Annotated in this window: 15 protein-coding genes; 12 read left to right on the top strand and 3 right to left on the bottom strand. The window is 39.3% G+C overall.

The window, feature by feature from the left end:
• The first annotated feature begins 243 nt into the window (after positions 1-243).
• From urtA to GHD00_RS00295, 12 genes are all read left to right on the top strand, one after another.
• On the top strand, positions 244-1,542 hold the full coding sequence (gene urtA / locus GHD00_RS00350; protein WP_163536113.1) for an urea ABC transporter substrate-binding protein: 1,299 nt from the start codon (positions 244-246) through the stop codon (positions 1,540-1,542).
• Positions 1,543-1,677: 135 nt separating this feature from the next.
• Positions 1,678-2,580 carry an urea ABC transporter permease subunit UrtB gene (gene urtB, locus GHD00_RS00345; protein WP_163536112.1) on the top strand — a complete coding sequence of 301 codons (903 nt, stop codon included), beginning with the start codon at positions 1,678-1,680 and terminating at the stop codon, positions 2,578-2,580.
• Between the two features lie 19 nt (positions 2,581-2,599).
• Positions 2,600-3,682, top strand: coding sequence for an urea ABC transporter permease subunit UrtC (gene urtC, locus GHD00_RS00340; protein ID WP_163536111.1), 1,083 nt, complete (start codon positions 2,600-2,602; stop codon positions 3,680-3,682).
• Positions 3,642-4,391, top strand: coding sequence for an urea ABC transporter ATP-binding protein UrtD (urtD, locus tag GHD00_RS00335; RefSeq protein WP_163536110.1), 750 nt, complete (start codon positions 3,642-3,644; stop codon positions 4,389-4,391). Before urtC ends, urtD begins: the two co-directional genes overlap by 41 nt.
• Position 4,392: 1 nt before the next feature.
• Positions 4,393-5,082 carry an urea ABC transporter ATP-binding subunit UrtE gene (gene urtE / locus GHD00_RS00330; RefSeq protein WP_163536109.1) on the top strand — a complete coding sequence of 230 codons (690 nt, stop codon included), beginning with the start codon at positions 4,393-4,395 and terminating at the stop codon, positions 5,080-5,082.
• 15 nt (positions 5,083-5,097) lie between these two features.
• The gene (ureA, locus tag GHD00_RS00325) at positions 5,098-5,400 is read left to right on the top strand and encodes an urease subunit gamma (RefSeq protein ID WP_163536108.1); all 303 of its coding nucleotides are present in this window, start codon (positions 5,098-5,100) and stop codon (positions 5,398-5,400) included.
• Between the two features lie 19 nt (positions 5,401-5,419).
• The gene (locus tag GHD00_RS00320; RefSeq protein WP_163536107.1) at positions 5,420-5,773 is read left to right on the top strand and encodes an urease subunit beta; all 354 of its coding nucleotides are present in this window, start codon (positions 5,420-5,422) and stop codon (positions 5,771-5,773) included.
• A gap of 14 nt (positions 5,774-5,787) precedes the next feature.
• On the top strand, positions 5,788-7,503 hold the full coding sequence (gene ureC / locus GHD00_RS00315; protein WP_163536106.1) for an urease subunit alpha: 1,716 nt from the start codon (positions 5,788-5,790) through the stop codon (positions 7,501-7,503).
• 18 nt (positions 7,504-7,521) lie between these two features.
• Positions 7,522-7,965: an urease accessory protein UreE gene (locus tag GHD00_RS00310; RefSeq protein ID WP_163536105.1), complete on the top strand. Its 444-nt coding sequence runs from the start codon at positions 7,522-7,524 to the stop codon at positions 7,963-7,965.
• Positions 7,907-8,641, top strand: coding sequence for an urease accessory protein UreF (locus tag GHD00_RS00305; RefSeq protein WP_205600682.1), 735 nt, complete (start codon positions 7,907-7,909; stop codon positions 8,639-8,641). Before GHD00_RS00310 ends, GHD00_RS00305 begins: the two co-directional genes overlap by 59 nt.
• A 20-nt stretch (positions 8,642-8,661) precedes the next feature.
• Positions 8,662-9,294 carry an urease accessory protein UreG gene (ureG, locus tag GHD00_RS00300; RefSeq protein WP_163536104.1) on the top strand — a complete coding sequence of 211 codons (633 nt, stop codon included), beginning with the start codon at positions 8,662-8,664 and terminating at the stop codon, positions 9,292-9,294.
• Positions 9,281-10,090 (top strand): urease accessory protein UreD, encoded by an 810-nt coding sequence (locus GHD00_RS00295; protein WP_163536103.1) that lies wholly within the window; start codon positions 9,281-9,283, stop codon positions 10,088-10,090. The genes ureG and GHD00_RS00295 overlap by 14 nt, the downstream gene beginning before the upstream one ends.
• Positions 10,091-10,454: 364 nt before the next feature.
• On the opposite strand, the gene GHD00_RS00290 is transcribed toward GHD00_RS00295, so the two are convergent.
• From GHD00_RS00290 to GHD00_RS00280, 3 genes are all read right to left on the bottom strand, one after another.
• Complete coding sequence (locus tag GHD00_RS00290; protein ID WP_163536102.1) at positions 10,455-10,895, bottom strand: flavodoxin domain-containing protein; 441 nt, start codon at positions 10,893-10,895, stop codon at positions 10,455-10,457.
• A 79-nt stretch (positions 10,896-10,974) separates the two neighbouring features.
• Positions 10,975-12,024: a ribonucleotide-diphosphate reductase subunit beta gene (locus GHD00_RS00285; RefSeq protein WP_163536101.1), complete on the bottom strand. Its 1,050-nt coding sequence runs from the start codon at positions 12,022-12,024 to the stop codon at positions 10,975-10,977.
• Positions 12,025-12,076: 52 nt separating this feature from the next.
• Positions 12,077-14,365 (bottom strand): ribonucleoside-diphosphate reductase subunit alpha, encoded by a 2,289-nt coding sequence (locus tag GHD00_RS00280; protein WP_163536100.1) that lies wholly within the window; start codon positions 14,363-14,365, stop codon positions 12,077-12,079.
• Between the last annotated feature and the right edge of the window lie 228 nt (positions 14,366-14,593).

Below are 14,593 nucleotides of genomic sequence, written 5' to 3'. Positions count from 1 at the left end.
TTTTTTTGTAATTCTATCAAACACAAGAGAAAGGTAAAATAAAACTCACAAAATATATCTGAAACAAAGAAACATATACCAATCTAATATAAAAAACTATAAAATCTTCACAATATCCATAAAATGTATCTGTCAGAAAAATTAAAAAACTGTGTTAAGAAATCTAACATTAGGTTAGTATGCTCTTTAGAAGTTTGCTAGTCTTATCACTGTAATCAAAAACAGAGAGATGGGGGAAATCAGATGAGAAAGCAGAAACAGTTATTATTTCTTATCATGTTAGGACTTATGGCTGTATTCGTTATGGCATGTTCTGCAGCAGATAATGCAGCGAACGCAGATGAACCAGCCGATGACGCAGAAAACTCAGAAGAAGATTCCGGAGAAGATGCAAGTAACTCCGAAGAAGAGAGTGATACGATCAAAGTTGGGGTACTGCACTCTTTAAGTGGAACAATGGCGATTAGTGAAACATCCGTTCAACAAGCGGAATTACTAGCAATTAAAGAAATTAACGAGAATGGTGGAGTGTTAGGAAAACAATTGGAACCAGTTGTGGAAGATGGTGCTTCTGATTGGCCAACATTCGCTGAAAAAGCTAAAAAATTGTTACAGCAAGATGAGGTAGCCACAATCTTCGGTGGATGGACATCTGCTAGTCGTAAAGCAATGTTACCAGTAGTAGAAGAAAACAATGGTTTATTATTCTATCCAGTGCAATATGAAGGGATGGAAGATTCACCGAATATTTTCTATACAGGAGCTGCACCGAACCAACAAATTGTACCAGCTGTTAATTGGTTATTAGAAAATAGAGGAGATTCTTTCTTCTTATTAGGTTCTGATTATGTCTTTCCTAGAACAGCAAACGCAGCAATTAGAGCTCAGTTAGATGCAGAAGGAGCAGAACTTGTTGGCGAGGAATATACACCATTAGGACATACAGATTACAACACAGTTATTGCAAAAATTAAGAGTGAAAATCCAGATGTTATCTTTAACACTTTGAATGGGGACAGTAATGTTGCCTTTTTCAAACAATTAAATGACGCAGGTATTACATCAGAAGATATTACGGTTTTATCAGTTAGTGTTGCTGAGGAAGAAATTAAAGGGATTGGCGCAGACGTTATTGAAGGACATTTAACAAGCTGGAACTATTATCAAACAACAGATACACCTGAGAACGAAGAGTTTGTAGCAAACTATAAAGCAGAATACGGCGAAGACTCTGTAACAGCAGACCCAATTGAAGCAGGATATTTCGGTGTTTACTTATGGGCAAAAGCAGTAGAAGAAGCTGGGACAACTGACGTTGATGCTGTGAAAGAAGCAGCTAAAGGTATCACGTTTGATGCACCAAATGGCACTGTAAAAATTGATGGGGATAATCAACACGTTTATAAAACAGTTAGAATTGGTGAAGTCCAAAGTGATGGCATGATTTCAGAATTATGGCATTCCGACGAAGCAATCAAGCCTGATCCATACTTAGAAGAATATGATTGGGCAAAAGAATTAAGTGATTCTTTAGCAGAATAATCCTTCTTTTTTTATGATATAGTTCACATCATATGTAACAAAAGAGTACATTACTTGGTATTTATTATAAAGGAAGTAAAAGGAAGTAGGATCTATGTCTTACTTCCCTTCCTCATGAGGAAAGGACTGTTTGGATTGAATGAAATCATTATTACCTTATTTAACGGATTAAGTCTTGGTTCGATCCTATTAGTAATAGCATTAGGTCTTGCTATTACTTTTGGTCTAATGAATGTTATCAATATGGCACATGGTGAATTAATCATGGTAGGTGCTTATATTACTTATGTTATCCAAAATATTTTTATGGATTATGCCCCTGCTGCATATTTTGACTTATATTTTATTATTTCGATTCCGATAGCAATGCTAGTAGCAGCAGGGATTGGCATGCTATTAGAAGTTTCCTTGATTAGACATTTGTACAAACGCCCGCTTGATAGCTTGCTAGCGACATGGGGTGTCGGACTTGTTTTGCAACAGCTGGCAAGATCTATATTTGGAGCGCCGAATGTGGGGGTGAAAAGCCCATCATTTTTAAGCGGGGGACTGTCCGTAGGATCCATAACCCTTCCATATTCTAGATTGTTTATTTTAGCATTATCTATCATATGTTTGATTAGTATTTTTTATTATTTTTATCGGACAGCAAGCGGTAGAAGAGTAAGAGCAGTTATGCAAAATCGCCAAATGGCAGAATGTTTGGGTGTTTCGACTAGAAAGGTAGATATGCTGACATTTGCCATTGGTTCAGGTTTTGCAGGAGTTGCGGGGTGTGCATTGACATTATTAGGTGCAATAGGTCCAACAATAGGAACCAGCTATATTATTGATGCCTTTATGGTGGTTGTTGTTGGTGGAGTTGGTGCACTATTCGGTGCTGTTGCAGGGGCACTTGGTATTGGTATATTCAATACGATTTTTGAATTTTTTACAAATGCAACGATTGGAAAAGTATTAATTTTCTTACTCATTATTGCGTTTTTACAATGGAGACCATCAGGACTTGTGACGTCACGTTCGAGATCACTAGATTAATAGATTAGGAGCGTTGAAAATGCAAAATACAATCTATCAAAAGTTGTGGAGTCAAAAAATCATATTGAGTGTGATTTTTCTATTATTATTGTTAGCTCCCTTTTTCTTATCCGATTTTAGATTGAATTTACTAGGGAAATTTCTAGCATTTGCAATCTTAGCTATCGGTTTGGATTTATTGTGGGGCTACACGGGTGTTTTAAGTTTAGGACACGGGATTTTCTTTGGTTTAGGTGCCTATTGTATGGCTATGTATTTAAAGTTAGAAGCAAATGCCGGTGGATTACCGGACTTTATGGCATGGAGTGGTATGAGTGAGCTTCCACTAATTTGGCTGCCATTCCAATATCCGATTATCGCCATAGCACTAGGAATTATCATACCCGCTGTAGTTGCTTTTTTCCTAGGGTATCTTACTTTCCGTAATCGCATAAGTGGTGTATATTTTACGATCTTATCACAAGCCCTTGTACTCGTTGTGGTAACCCTTTTTGTTGGTAGTCAAAATTTAACAGGCGGTACGAGTGGATTAACCAATTTTGAGACATTGTTTGGATTCTCTGTCAATGCTGCTTCCACTCAAACAGCCATTTATTTAATAACAGTCCTTGTTTTAGGTGTTGTATTTATAAGCTGCCGAAAACTTGTAAAGGGACGTTTCGGACGTGTTTTAGAAGGGATTCGAGATGGTGAGAATAGAATGAGGTTCTTAGGTTACAATCCTTCTTCCTATAAAACATTTATTTATACATTATCTGCTGCGATCGCAGGTATTGCCGGGATGCTTTTCGTATTACAGGTTGGTATTATTTCTCCTACGATGATTGGCATTATTCCTTCTATTGAAATGGTGCTCTGGGTGGCTCTAGGCGGAAGAGGAACAATCATTGGTCCGGTGATTGGTGCTGTTTTTGTCAATGCAGCGAAGACAGGTTTTAGTGAGTCTTATCCAGAATACTGGACTTATTTCTTAGGGTTGTTATTTGTGCTTGTTGTTGTCTTCTTACCAAAAGGGCTAACGGGGCTATTGGACAAATGGAAAGATAGGAGGAAAAAACAAGATGCCAGAGACAGTGTTGAAGTTGAAAAAAGTTATAGTTGATTTTAGTGGATTTAAAGCGATTAATCAATTAGATTTTACCGTTCAACCGAATAATGTTCATTTTGTTATCGGCCCTAACGGAGCGGGAAAAACGACTTTACTAGATGTGATTTGCGGGAAAACGAGAGCGACAAATGGAGAAATTCTATTGCAGGGACAAAAAGAGTTATCTAAATTAAGCGAAAATCAAATTGTTCATCAAGGGATTTCAAGAAAATTTCAGGCACCTTCGATCTTTGCCAATTTAACCGTGGAGGAAAATTTAGAGATCGCCATGAAACAAAAGAAAAATTTGTTTTCGATGATCAAAGCGAAATGGACAAATGAAGAAAAAAATAAACTAGAAGAAATGCTAGAGTTGATCGGACTAACAGAAGAAAGAGATCAAGAAGCAGGTGCTCTAGCACACGGTCAAAAACAATGGTTAGAAATTGCAATGGTCCTAATGCAAGAGCCGGAAGTAGTGTTATTAGATGAACCGATTGCTGGAATGTCGAAAAAAGAAAGAGACAAAACAGGAGCATTGATTACAAAAATAGCAAAGGATCGTGCGGTATTAATCGTTGAACATGATATGGACTTTGTGAAAGAATATTCAGATATTGTTTCGGTCATGCATGAAGGACAATTGTTATATGAAGGTACCATGGATCAGGTGCAGAATGATCCAACTGTTAGGGAAGTTTATCTAGGTAGAAAGGTTGAGTAATATGTTAACAATACAAGGAGTGGAAGCAGGATACGAAGAAAGCATGGTAATCCGTGACATGAATATAGAAGTAAAGCAAGATCAAGTGATATGTGTCATGGGGAGAAATGGTGTCGGCAAAACAACACTGTTAAAAACGATTATTGGTATTTTACAACCGCAGAAGGGGGATATATACTATAATTCTGAAGATATTACGAGGATTCGACCGTCGCAGCGTGCACAGAAAGGAATAGGGTATGTGCCGCAAGGGCGGGAAATTTTCCCAAAACTGTCGGTTTACGAAAATTTATTACTTGGGTTAGAAGCAGGGAACGAAACGAAGATAGATAAGAAAGTATATGAATATTTTCCGATTTTAAAGGACTTTGCTAAGCGAAATGGCGGAGATTTAAGTGGCGGTCAGCAGCAACAGCTAGCCATTGCACGTGCACTTGTGTCGAATCCTTCCTTTTTACTGTTGGATGAGCCGACAGAGGGAATCCAGCCCAATATTGTCCAAGAAATTCAAGACGTCATCGTAGATATTAAAAACAGCTCACATACCTCAATGATCTTGGTTGAACAAAATTTAGATTTTGTTAAAAGTGTTGCGGATTACTTATACGTGATCGATCACGGATCTATCGTTTACGAAAATTCGATAGACCAAGTAGATGATGAGGCGGTCTATCGTTATTTAAGTGTATAAAACGGAGGGATTTTAATGAAGATTTCACCAGTGGAACAAGAAAAGCTGATGCTTTTTCTAGCAGGTGAGTTAGCGCAAAAGCGGAAGGATAAGGGGCTTAAGCTAAATTATCCGGAAGCGACTGCTTTGATCAGCTGCTATTTACTGGAAGGAGCAAGAGAAGGAAAAACGGTAGCGCAATTAATGCAAGAAGGAAAACAAGTGCTAACCGCAGATGATGTGATGGAAGGTGTGCCAGAGATGGTTGAAAGTGTGCAAGTAGAAGCAACTTTCCCTGATGGCACCAAGTTAGTAACGGTTCATCAACCAATCGTTTAAGGAAAAGGAGGGCGATCAGATGATACCAGGAGAATATCGGTTAAAAGAAGAAAAGGTAGAGATAAATAAAAATCGAAAAACCAAAACGATTATGGTAGCAAATACGGGGGATCGACCAATTCAAGTCGGTTCACACTATCATTTCTTAGAGGTCAATAGACATTTACAATTCGACCGCGAGCAAGCATTAGGCATGCGCCTGAATATAGCAGCAGGGACAGCAGTCCGTTTTGAACCAGGTGAGGAAAAAGAAGTAGAGTTAGTAGAAATAGCAGGCAAACAGCATGTGTTCGGATTGAATAATTTAACAAACGGTAGTATTTCTGACACAAAATCAGTTAAAGAACAATTGACGAAAAAAGAATTTCAGTAGAAAGGGGTTAAGCCATGAAACTTTCTCGTTCACAATATGCAGCATTATACGGTCCAACGGTAGGAGATCAAGTGCGTTTAGCAGATACCGATTTATGGGCAGAAGTAGAAAAAGATTACACGTCTTATGGAGATGAAAGTGTTTTTGGTGGCGGTAAAGTTCTTCGTGACGGAATGGGACAAAGCAGTACGAGAACTCGCGAAGATCATGTACTTGATTTAATTTTAACCAATGCATTGATTATCGATTATACCGGTATTGTGAAAGCAGATATTGGGGTGAAAGACGGGAGGATTGTCGGCATTGGTAAAGGGGGAAACCCTGATGTGATGGAAGGTGTCGATGAAAATATGGTAGTCGGTGCCTCGACAGAAGTGATTGCATGTGAAAATAAAATCGTCACAGCAGGTGCGATTGATGCACATATTCATTTTATTAGCCCGCAGCAAATCGAAGTAGCACTAGCGGCTGGCTATACGACCATGCTGGGCGGCGGGACAGGCCCTGCAACAGGTACTAATGCGACTACATGTACACCAGGTGAGTGGAATATTCAGCGAATGTTAGAGGCAGCAGAAGAATATCCGATCAATATTGGCTTTTTAGGAAAAGGGAATGCGTCTTCACCTGATCCGCAGCGTGAACAGATTCAAGCAGGTGCCATTGGTTTAAAGCTTCATGAGGATTGGGGTACTACTCCGGCAGCGATTGATCAATGTTTATCGGTAGCAGACGAAATGGATGTACAAGTAGCGATTCATACTGATACATTGAATGAAGCAGGCTTTTTAGAGGATACGATAAATGCACTGAAAGATCGTGTCATACATACTTATCATACCGAAGGGGCTGGCGGTGGACATGCTCCAGATATTATGAAAGTCGCCTCCTATTCTAATGTACTGCCATCATCTACAAATCCAACTCGCCCATATACGGTAAATACAATTGATGAACACTTAGATATGTTAATGGTTTGCCATCACTTAGATCACAATGTACCAGAAGATGTGGCATTTGCGGATTCTCGTATTCGCCCTGAAACAATAGCGGCAGAGGATATTTTACACGATGTCGGTGTGATCAGTATGATTTCATCTGACTCGCAAGCAATGGGACGTGTAGGAGAAAGTGTCACCAGAACATGGCAAACGGCAGATAAAATGAAAAAACAACGAGGCTATTTAGAAGAAGATAAGTCGGCATCTAATGATAACACACGTATTAAGCGATATGTCGCGAAATATACGATAAACCCTGCCTTAACGCACGGGATGGGACATGAAATTGGATCAATCGAACCAGGAAAACTTGCCGATTTAGTTGTCTGGGATCCAAAATTTTTTGGAACCAAACCAGAAACCGTTGTAAAAGGCGGTATGATCGCTTATGCGCAAATGGGTGATCCGAACGCATCGATTCCAACTCCACAGCCAGTGATGATGCGACCAATGTTCGGTTCATTAGGAAAAGCAAAATATCAAACAGCGATCACGTTTATTTCAGAAGCAGCACATCAAGCGAAAGTGCATCAAACATTAGGTCTGCAAAAGAAGATCGGTATCGTGAAAAACTGCCGCCAAGTGAAAAAAGAAGATTTGCCTTATAACGATCAAACACCAGAAATAGATATTAATCCAGAAACCTATGAAGTCAAATTGGATGGCGAATTAATTACATGCGAACCATTTGAAGAAGTGGCACTAGCACAACGTTATTACTTATTTTAATAGGAGTGTTTTACAACCATGTTAACCAAAAAAGTGATCGGAAATATTGAAACAGAGAACCTAGATCATGCCAATAGAGAATGGGTCGAATTAGACTGGGACGAACTGAATAAGCGAATTCTTCGCAAAACAACAGATAAAGGGACAGATGTAGCGATTGCGCTAGATGAAAAAAAGCCGTTAGCCGTTGGCGATGTGGTCTATCAAGATGAGGAGCGACAAGTAGTCATTCGCACGAAAAAAGAAAAGGTATATGTCGCTTATCCAGATTCTATCGTGCAAATGGGAAAAACAGCTTTTGAATTAGGCAATCGTCATACACCTTGCTTAATTTCAGAATCAGAAATCGTTGTTCGTTATGATCAAACGTTAGAGCGACTTTTCGAAGAAGTAGGTGTCCAATATGAGCAAACAGAACGCAGATTTAAAGAACCATTTAAGTACAGAGGCCATCAGCACTAAATTTTTATATTTGATGCACATTCATGACTCTGCTTTCCCGATCGGCACATACACCCACTCGTTTGGGATGGAAACCTATATTCAAGAAGATGTGATTCGCACGAAAGAAGATCTTTTCCAGTTTTGTTCCATGTATATTCATGAAAATCTTGTTTATACCGATGCGATCTTTGTAAAGGAAGGGTTTGAAAAAATCGAGCAGGGTGATATTAGTGTTCTAATCAGGCTTGAAAAAATTTGTGATGCAAGTAAAAACGCAGAAGAAACAAGAGAAGCTAGTCGGATGATAGGGAAGCAGTTTTTACAGGCGGTGTTACCTGTGACGGATTCCGAGTCTTTGGAAAAATGGAAGCAATTGTTTAAAGAAAAAAAAGTACACGGCCATTTTCCACTTGCTTATACGTTATATACGTATGATATGGATTTTGATTTATATACGACGATCCTGACTTTTCTTTACTCGTCAACGGTTGGATTAGTTCACAATGCTGTCAGAGCGATCCCGTTGGGGCAAAAGGCAGGTATTGAAGTGATTCACCGATTGATTCCAGAGATGGAAAAAGCAGCGATAAAAGTGATGGAGATGGATTTAAGTGATCTTTCCAATCATGCCTTAGGGCTAGAGCTTTCGTCGATGAAGCACAAACATTTACATTCTCGATTATTTATTTCGTAAAAATGGAAGGAGACATAGACATGAAACCAGTTATTGTCGGAGTTGGAGGTCCTGTAGGTTCAGGTAAAACCTCTTTAGTACAACAACTTGCTAAGCAAATGGCAAAGGACTATAGCTTAGCCGTGATAACAAACGATATTTACACGAAAGAAGATGCACAGTTCTTAATTAAACAAGGTATTTTATCAGAGGATCGCATTATTGGGGTGGAAACAGGTGGATGCCCTCATACAGCGATTCGAGAAGATGCATCCATGAACTTTGAGGCGATCGATGAATTAAAGAATAGATTCTCTGATCTTGAGTTAATTTTATTAGAAAGTGGCGGTGATAACTTATCTGCCACGTTTAGTCCAGAACTTGTAGATGGCTATATTTATGTGATTGATGTGGCAGAAGGCGGCGATATTCCAAGAAAAGGTGGACCTGGTGTGACCCGTTCCGACTTGCTATTAGTCAACAAAATTGATTTAGCACCATATGTAGAAGTGGACCTGGATAAAATGAAAGTCGATGCAAAAGAAGCACGTAAAGAGCGTCCATTCGTATTTACCAATGTGAAAAAAGGCGATGGCGTTTCTGAGGTGATTCAATGGATTCAGCACGATATGTTATTAGAAGGAAGCGAAGATCAAGAACATGCTAGCCTCTAAAAAGGTAAACAGTTATGGAAAGCTTGATTTAACATTTACAGCAAGGCGCGGTAAAACGGTGATGACAGATTGCTATTACCAGCCGCCATTACGGGCAAGCAGGGGCTTATACGTAAATGGCAGCAAGGATTTAACGGTGTATTTGGTGGAAACATCAGGAGGACTCGTTGCAGGAGATCGGAATGAATTTCGTATAAAGGTAGAGGATAACGCGAAAGTCACCTTGCACCCTCAGTCTGCAACGAAGGTGTATCCATCGTTTAACCATCATCCGAGCAGACAGGATGTGGAGATAGAGGTTGGAGAACATGGTTCGTTGCAATGGAAGCGCGAAGAAGTGATTCCATTTGAAGATGCCAAATACCATGCGAATGTATCGGTTCAGATGAAGCCATCTTCTACCTTATGGTGGGAAGAGATTCTTTATCCTGGCAGAGAAAAACGTGGAGAGTCTTTCGTTTTTTCTGAATGTCATACTCATCTGAATATATGGATGGAAGAAGATTGTTTGGCCTATGATTCGTTGAAACTCTCACCGGACAAGCAACAGCTGCAAACGATGGGTGTGATGGAACAGTTCCAATACATCGGCAGTGTATGGGTCGTATCACCAGACCTAACAGATAAAGAAATAGAGTCTGATGTCGAGGAATTGCTCACACAACAAAGTGACCACCAGTCGAGTGTTACGAAATTGAACGGAAATGGCTATTTAATTCGTTGGCTTTCGAACCATTTGCCATTGATGAAAAAAGAAATGGAGAAGTTGTCTGAATATATGGAGTTCATAAGTTAGCTCCCATGTTTGTTGTTCTTTCACCGTTCGGGTTCGTTCTAGGCGGACGCTTTCACCCAAGGGCACAAGTGCAACATCTACTCAAGCACAAATCGCTTTCGTAGTGTTTTCTATGCCGCCTGGCATGGCCTCAGCCAGGGAACTACTTGAAACAACATCTTTGCTCCCTTGCACCGAGGAAGCCTACTACGAAGCTTTACTAGAAGACGCAGGTGCATCCTGCGGGGTCTTCGGACTCATGCTTTTCCCGCAGGAGTCGCCGCCTTCCACTCTCCCGAACTAATAAATGCTAATTCATAAACAGGCCACTTTCTTTTAAAACGAAAAAAGGCAGAGGATACGGTAAGTTCGTATCCTCTGCCTTTTATGCTGGAATGAGTTCTCTTGTTAGTCTGTCACAGAATTTGTCACAGCGATCAAGGTCGTCATCTTGTGGCATGAGTTCCACCTTTAAGGTAACGGCTAGGTTCGTATGCACATACAGCATATCACGAAATAGATCTACCGCACCGCAAAAATAGGGGTAGAAGCTATCGCCAGTACCAAAAACACCGGTTGTTACATGCTTAACATCTTCTATTTCAAATGCTTCATAAAGATCTTCCATTTCAAGCGGCAAGTCGCCATTATCCCATGAGTACGTGCCGACAGCAATAAGGTCATATTCTTTTAATTGGTTAGCGTGAAATTCATCAATTGGGATTAAATCTGTGTCTATACCGCGCTTTTCCATTCGCTCATGGATAATGTCAGCAAGGGTAGACGTGTTACCTGTCACGGACGTATAAATAATGGCTGCTTTCATTGCTTGATCGATCCTCCTTGGTTAGAGGCAGTGACGATAGCTGTTACAAGCACTGGCTATCGTATTTCCTCTCACATTTTTATAGTTCGTCAAATCCGTTAGATGATGATACTTTCGTATAGGTTCTGGATTTCTGTTCGAAGAAGTCGGATTTTGTTTCGTTCATCATTTCGTCACTGAAGACGTGGATCCATTGCATTGGGTTTTCGCGTTCTGGGTAATAGTTATCAAGGCCGATTTGACGGAAACGTTTGTTGGCTAGGTATTCGACATAGCCGTGGAATTCGTCTAAATCAATGCCGTCGATGTCTTTTAAAATATAGTCTGCCCATTCTTTTTCTAGTTGAACAGCTTGATCAATGGTATCATAAACGAACTTAATGTTTTCTTCTGTGTTTAGTTCTGGATTTTCGGTTAACAAGATACGGACGAATTGGGAAACGAAGTATGCGTGCTGCATTTCATCGCGTTGGATATAGCTAATCATCGTACTTGTTTTTAACATTTTTTGTTGGCGTGCAAGGTGATAGAAAAAGGCGAACCCTGCATAGAAATAGATACCTTCTAAGTTGATCGAATTGATAGCTAGCTCAAATAAGCGTTGTGGTGTTGGATTTTCACGGAACTCGTCATAGCTGTCTAAAATAAGCTGATTTCGTTTTTGAACGATTGGATCGTTTTTCGCTTGGTCGAATCGTTCATTTTGCTCACGTAATGGAACAAGTGAGCTTAAAATATAGGAATAAGACTCATTGTGCACTGCTTCTTGCTGTGAAATAACAGCGAAGATGGCTTTGAAGCTAGAGTCTGTTACATAGTCCATCACATGTGTCATCGTTGGTGTTTGTAAACTGTCTAGTGAAGCTAGCTGTGTATTTATACGAAGGAAGACATCTTTTTCTGTATCTGTTAAATAGTCCCATTGCTTAATGTCATCTTGCATGTTGATTTCTTGTGCTTTCCAAAAGTTTGCAAGCAATGTTTGATACAAGTCGTACATTTGCGGATAAGCGATGTCGTTCCAGTTTAATAGTCCTGAAGATTCCCCGTTAATAATCCCTGTTGATTTGTTCGGGTAAGTCGGGTTTAATAATTTAATTTTCGATAATGGTTGATCCGTTTGTGCCATGACAGGGGGGCCTCCTTTTTCAAATTCAAATGGAGAAAGCAAGCCATAACGATTAGCTATGGCATGCTTCACATTCGTCGATTTCTGTTTGAGATGTACTGCGAACATAGTAAGTTGTTTTTAGTCCATTTTCCCATGCAGCAAAGTGTAAATTTAACAATTCTTTCGCTTTAATATCGTGACGGACATAGAAGTTAAAGCTTACTGCCTGGTCTACGTGACGTTGTCTTTTGGCATTTTGTTTAATGCTCCAAACTTGATCCAATTCGTGACGAGCACGACGGTAATAGTTGTAAGTTACGTGATCTAAGTCTGGTGCAGTTACTTTAAATTTGAAGTTTTTCTTTTCTTCAGCAAATTCGACTGCATATAATGGGTCAATGCCGTCTGTAGAACCACCAATTTTAGCGGTAGAAGAGTTTGGTGCAACTGCCATTAGCCAGCCGTTGCGAATACCGTTTTCGGCCACTTCTTCGCGTAATGCGTTCCAGCGGTCAGAATCATAGTCACGACGTTCGAAATATTTACCTGTTTGCCATTCAGAGTCTTCAAATTCGGAATAAGCTCCTTTTTCTTTGGCAAGTTCCATGGAAGCTTTGATGGTGTAATAGGCGATATCTTCATAGATTTTATCAGCATATTCTACTGCTTCATCGGACTCCCAGTGTATGCTCTCTAATGCTAGCAAGTGATGCCAGCCGAATGTCCCTAAACCAACTGCTCGGTATTTTTTGTTTGTCACTTGCGCTTGTCCTACGGTAATAGAATTTAAGTCAATTACATTATCAAGCATTCTGACTTGGATGCTGATTAATCGATCTAACACTTTTTCACGAACCGCATTTGGCAAGTTAATAGATGATAGGTTACAAACAACGAAATCACCAGGTTTGCGGACAATCACAATATTGCCGTCCTCGTCTTGGTATTCGTTTTGAATCGTGGTTGGTGACATGTTTTGTGCAATTTCTGTACATAAGTTACTGCAATAGATTGATGTTTTACCAGTACCACGTTTATGTTTGTTCGGATTTTGACGGTTCACTTCGTCACGGTAGAACATATATGGTGTACCTGTTTCTAATTGCGCGATCATGATGCGTGCCATGATGTCCATTGCACGATATGTTTTTCTAGGTAATAATGGGTGGCTGACAGCTTCCCAATACTTTTCGGTAAAGTACTTTTTATCTTTTTCATCATAGAAATCTTCTAAGCCTAATGGATTGCCATTTTCGTCTTTCCATCCCATAAATTGCTTCACTTGGTGTGGACAGAAGGTATGCCATTCTCCGATACTTTTGCCATTTTCATCTTTCTTTTTTAATTGTTCCATAAATAAATCTGGTAAGGAAACGCCTGTGAAAATATCATGTGCTTTGCGTCGTTCATCCCCATTGTTTGTTTTTAAATCTAAGAAACCGTTCATGATATCTTTATGGAAGACATCTAGATAAATAGCTACGGCACCTTGGCGTTGACCTAACTGATCGACACTAACCGCTGTATCGTTAATTAAACGAATCCACGGCACAACACCTGATGAATTGCCTTTGAATTTTTTAATGTCAGAACCTAGAGCACGAACTTTACCATAGTAAATACCAATTCCGCCGCCATCTTTACTTAGACGAGCAATATCCCAGTTGTTTAGGTAAATGCCATCAAGTGAATCATCTACTGTATCAATAAAGCAAGAAGATAATTGTCCATAGGTTTTACCAGCGTTGGATAGTGTTGGAGTAGCGACAGTCATATATAGATGGCTGAGCGCCCAGTATGCTTCTTTAATAAGCTCTAAACGTTTTTCTTTTGCTTCGTTTTGCATTAGTGTCATCGCAATGATCATAAAACGTTCTTGCGGCAGTTCAAATATGTTACGGTCATGATCACGAGCTAAATAACGATCAGCTAATAAGAAAAGGCCGATGTAATTAAATAAACCATCTTGTTTAGGTTCAATTGCTTGTTGTAATTCTTCTATCTCTTCTTTTGTATAAGATTCAAGAAGTACAGGGTTATAAATACCTTTATCTGTTAATGTTTGGATTAGATGATAGAAGTCGCCGTATTGCTGTTGATCCTCATAATTTCTATTTTTGGCTGCTTCTTGGTATAATTGAGTTAGGTGAAAGTGTGCAGCGACAAACGTCCAATTCGGTTGATCCATGGAGATTCGATTTAATGAGTAGAACAACGCTTCTTGTGTTGCTTCATTATAAGATTTAGTCGTTTCTTCTATTTTTTGTTGGATATCTTTGGTGTCGAGGCCATATTTTTGCTCTGCTTCTTGTAATGCTAGTGTGATTGAATTTTTCATTGATTGTACTTCTGTTGTCATGAGAAAACCTCCATATACATAATAAAAGCGCCCTGATGCGAGAGCGTTGGTTGCGACAAAGGGTGCTGAATTTCTTAGAAATATGTAAAATTTCGTTATGAATGCTTCAGTGTTTACCGATACAATATATTGATGTTTTGACGATCAATTTATCTATATATTGTATTTTATCTTATTTTTTTATTTTTTACAATAGAAAATATTTTGCGATTTTTATATTTTTCTATT

The sequence above is a fragment of the Gracilibacillus sp. YIM 98692 genome, from assembly GCF_010993965.1.
Classification (GTDB): Bacteria; Bacillota; Bacilli; order Bacillales; family Amphibacillaceae; genus Gracilibacillus.
The sequence above is the reverse complement of the archived record's forward strand: the minus strand, read 5'-3'. Positions and strand labels throughout refer to the sequence as shown.

Excerpts from the sequence above, each read along its gene's own strand:
- GHD00_RS00295 (WP_163536103.1), top strand. The coding sequence starts at position 9,281 with ATGCTAGCCTCTAAAAAGGTAAACAGTTATGGAAAGCTTGATTTAACA.
- ureA (WP_163536108.1), top strand. The coding sequence starts at position 5,098 with ATGAAGATTTCACCAGTGGAACAAGAAAAGCTGATGCTTTTTCTAGCA.
- GHD00_RS00320 (WP_163536107.1), top strand. The coding sequence starts at position 5,420 with ATGATACCAGGAGAATATCGGTTAAAAGAAGAAAAGGTAGAGATAAAT.
- ureG (WP_163536104.1), top strand. The coding sequence starts at position 8,662 with ATGAAACCAGTTATTGTCGGAGTTGGAGGTCCTGTAGGTTCAGGTAAA.
- ureC (WP_163536106.1), top strand. The coding sequence starts at position 5,788 with ATGAAACTTTCTCGTTCACAATATGCAGCATTATACGGTCCAACGGTA.
- urtE (WP_163536109.1), top strand. The coding sequence starts at position 4,393 with ATGTTAACAATACAAGGAGTGGAAGCAGGATACGAAGAAAGCATGGTA.
- GHD00_RS00310 (WP_163536105.1), top strand. The coding sequence starts at position 7,522 with ATGTTAACCAAAAAAGTGATCGGAAATATTGAAACAGAGAACCTAGAT.
- GHD00_RS00290 (WP_163536102.1), bottom strand. The coding sequence starts at position 10,895 with ATGAAAGCAGCCATTATTTATACGTCCGTGACAGGTAACACGTCTACC.
- urtD (WP_163536110.1), top strand. The coding sequence starts at position 3,642 with ATGCCAGAGACAGTGTTGAAGTTGAAAAAAGTTATAGTTGATTTTAGT.
- GHD00_RS00280 (WP_163536100.1), bottom strand. The coding sequence starts at position 14,365 with ATGACAACAGAAGTACAATCAATGAAAAATTCAATCACACTAGCATTA.
- urtA (WP_163536113.1), top strand. The coding sequence starts at position 244 with ATGAGAAAGCAGAAACAGTTATTATTTCTTATCATGTTAGGACTTATG.
- urtC (WP_163536111.1), top strand. The coding sequence starts at position 2,600 with ATGCAAAATACAATCTATCAAAAGTTGTGGAGTCAAAAAATCATATTG.
- GHD00_RS00305 (WP_205600682.1), top strand. The coding sequence starts at position 7,907 with ATGAGCAAACAGAACGCAGATTTAAAGAACCATTTAAGTACAGAGGCC.
- GHD00_RS00285 (WP_163536101.1), bottom strand. The coding sequence starts at position 12,024 with ATGGCACAAACGGATCAACCATTATCGAAAATTAAATTATTAAACCCG.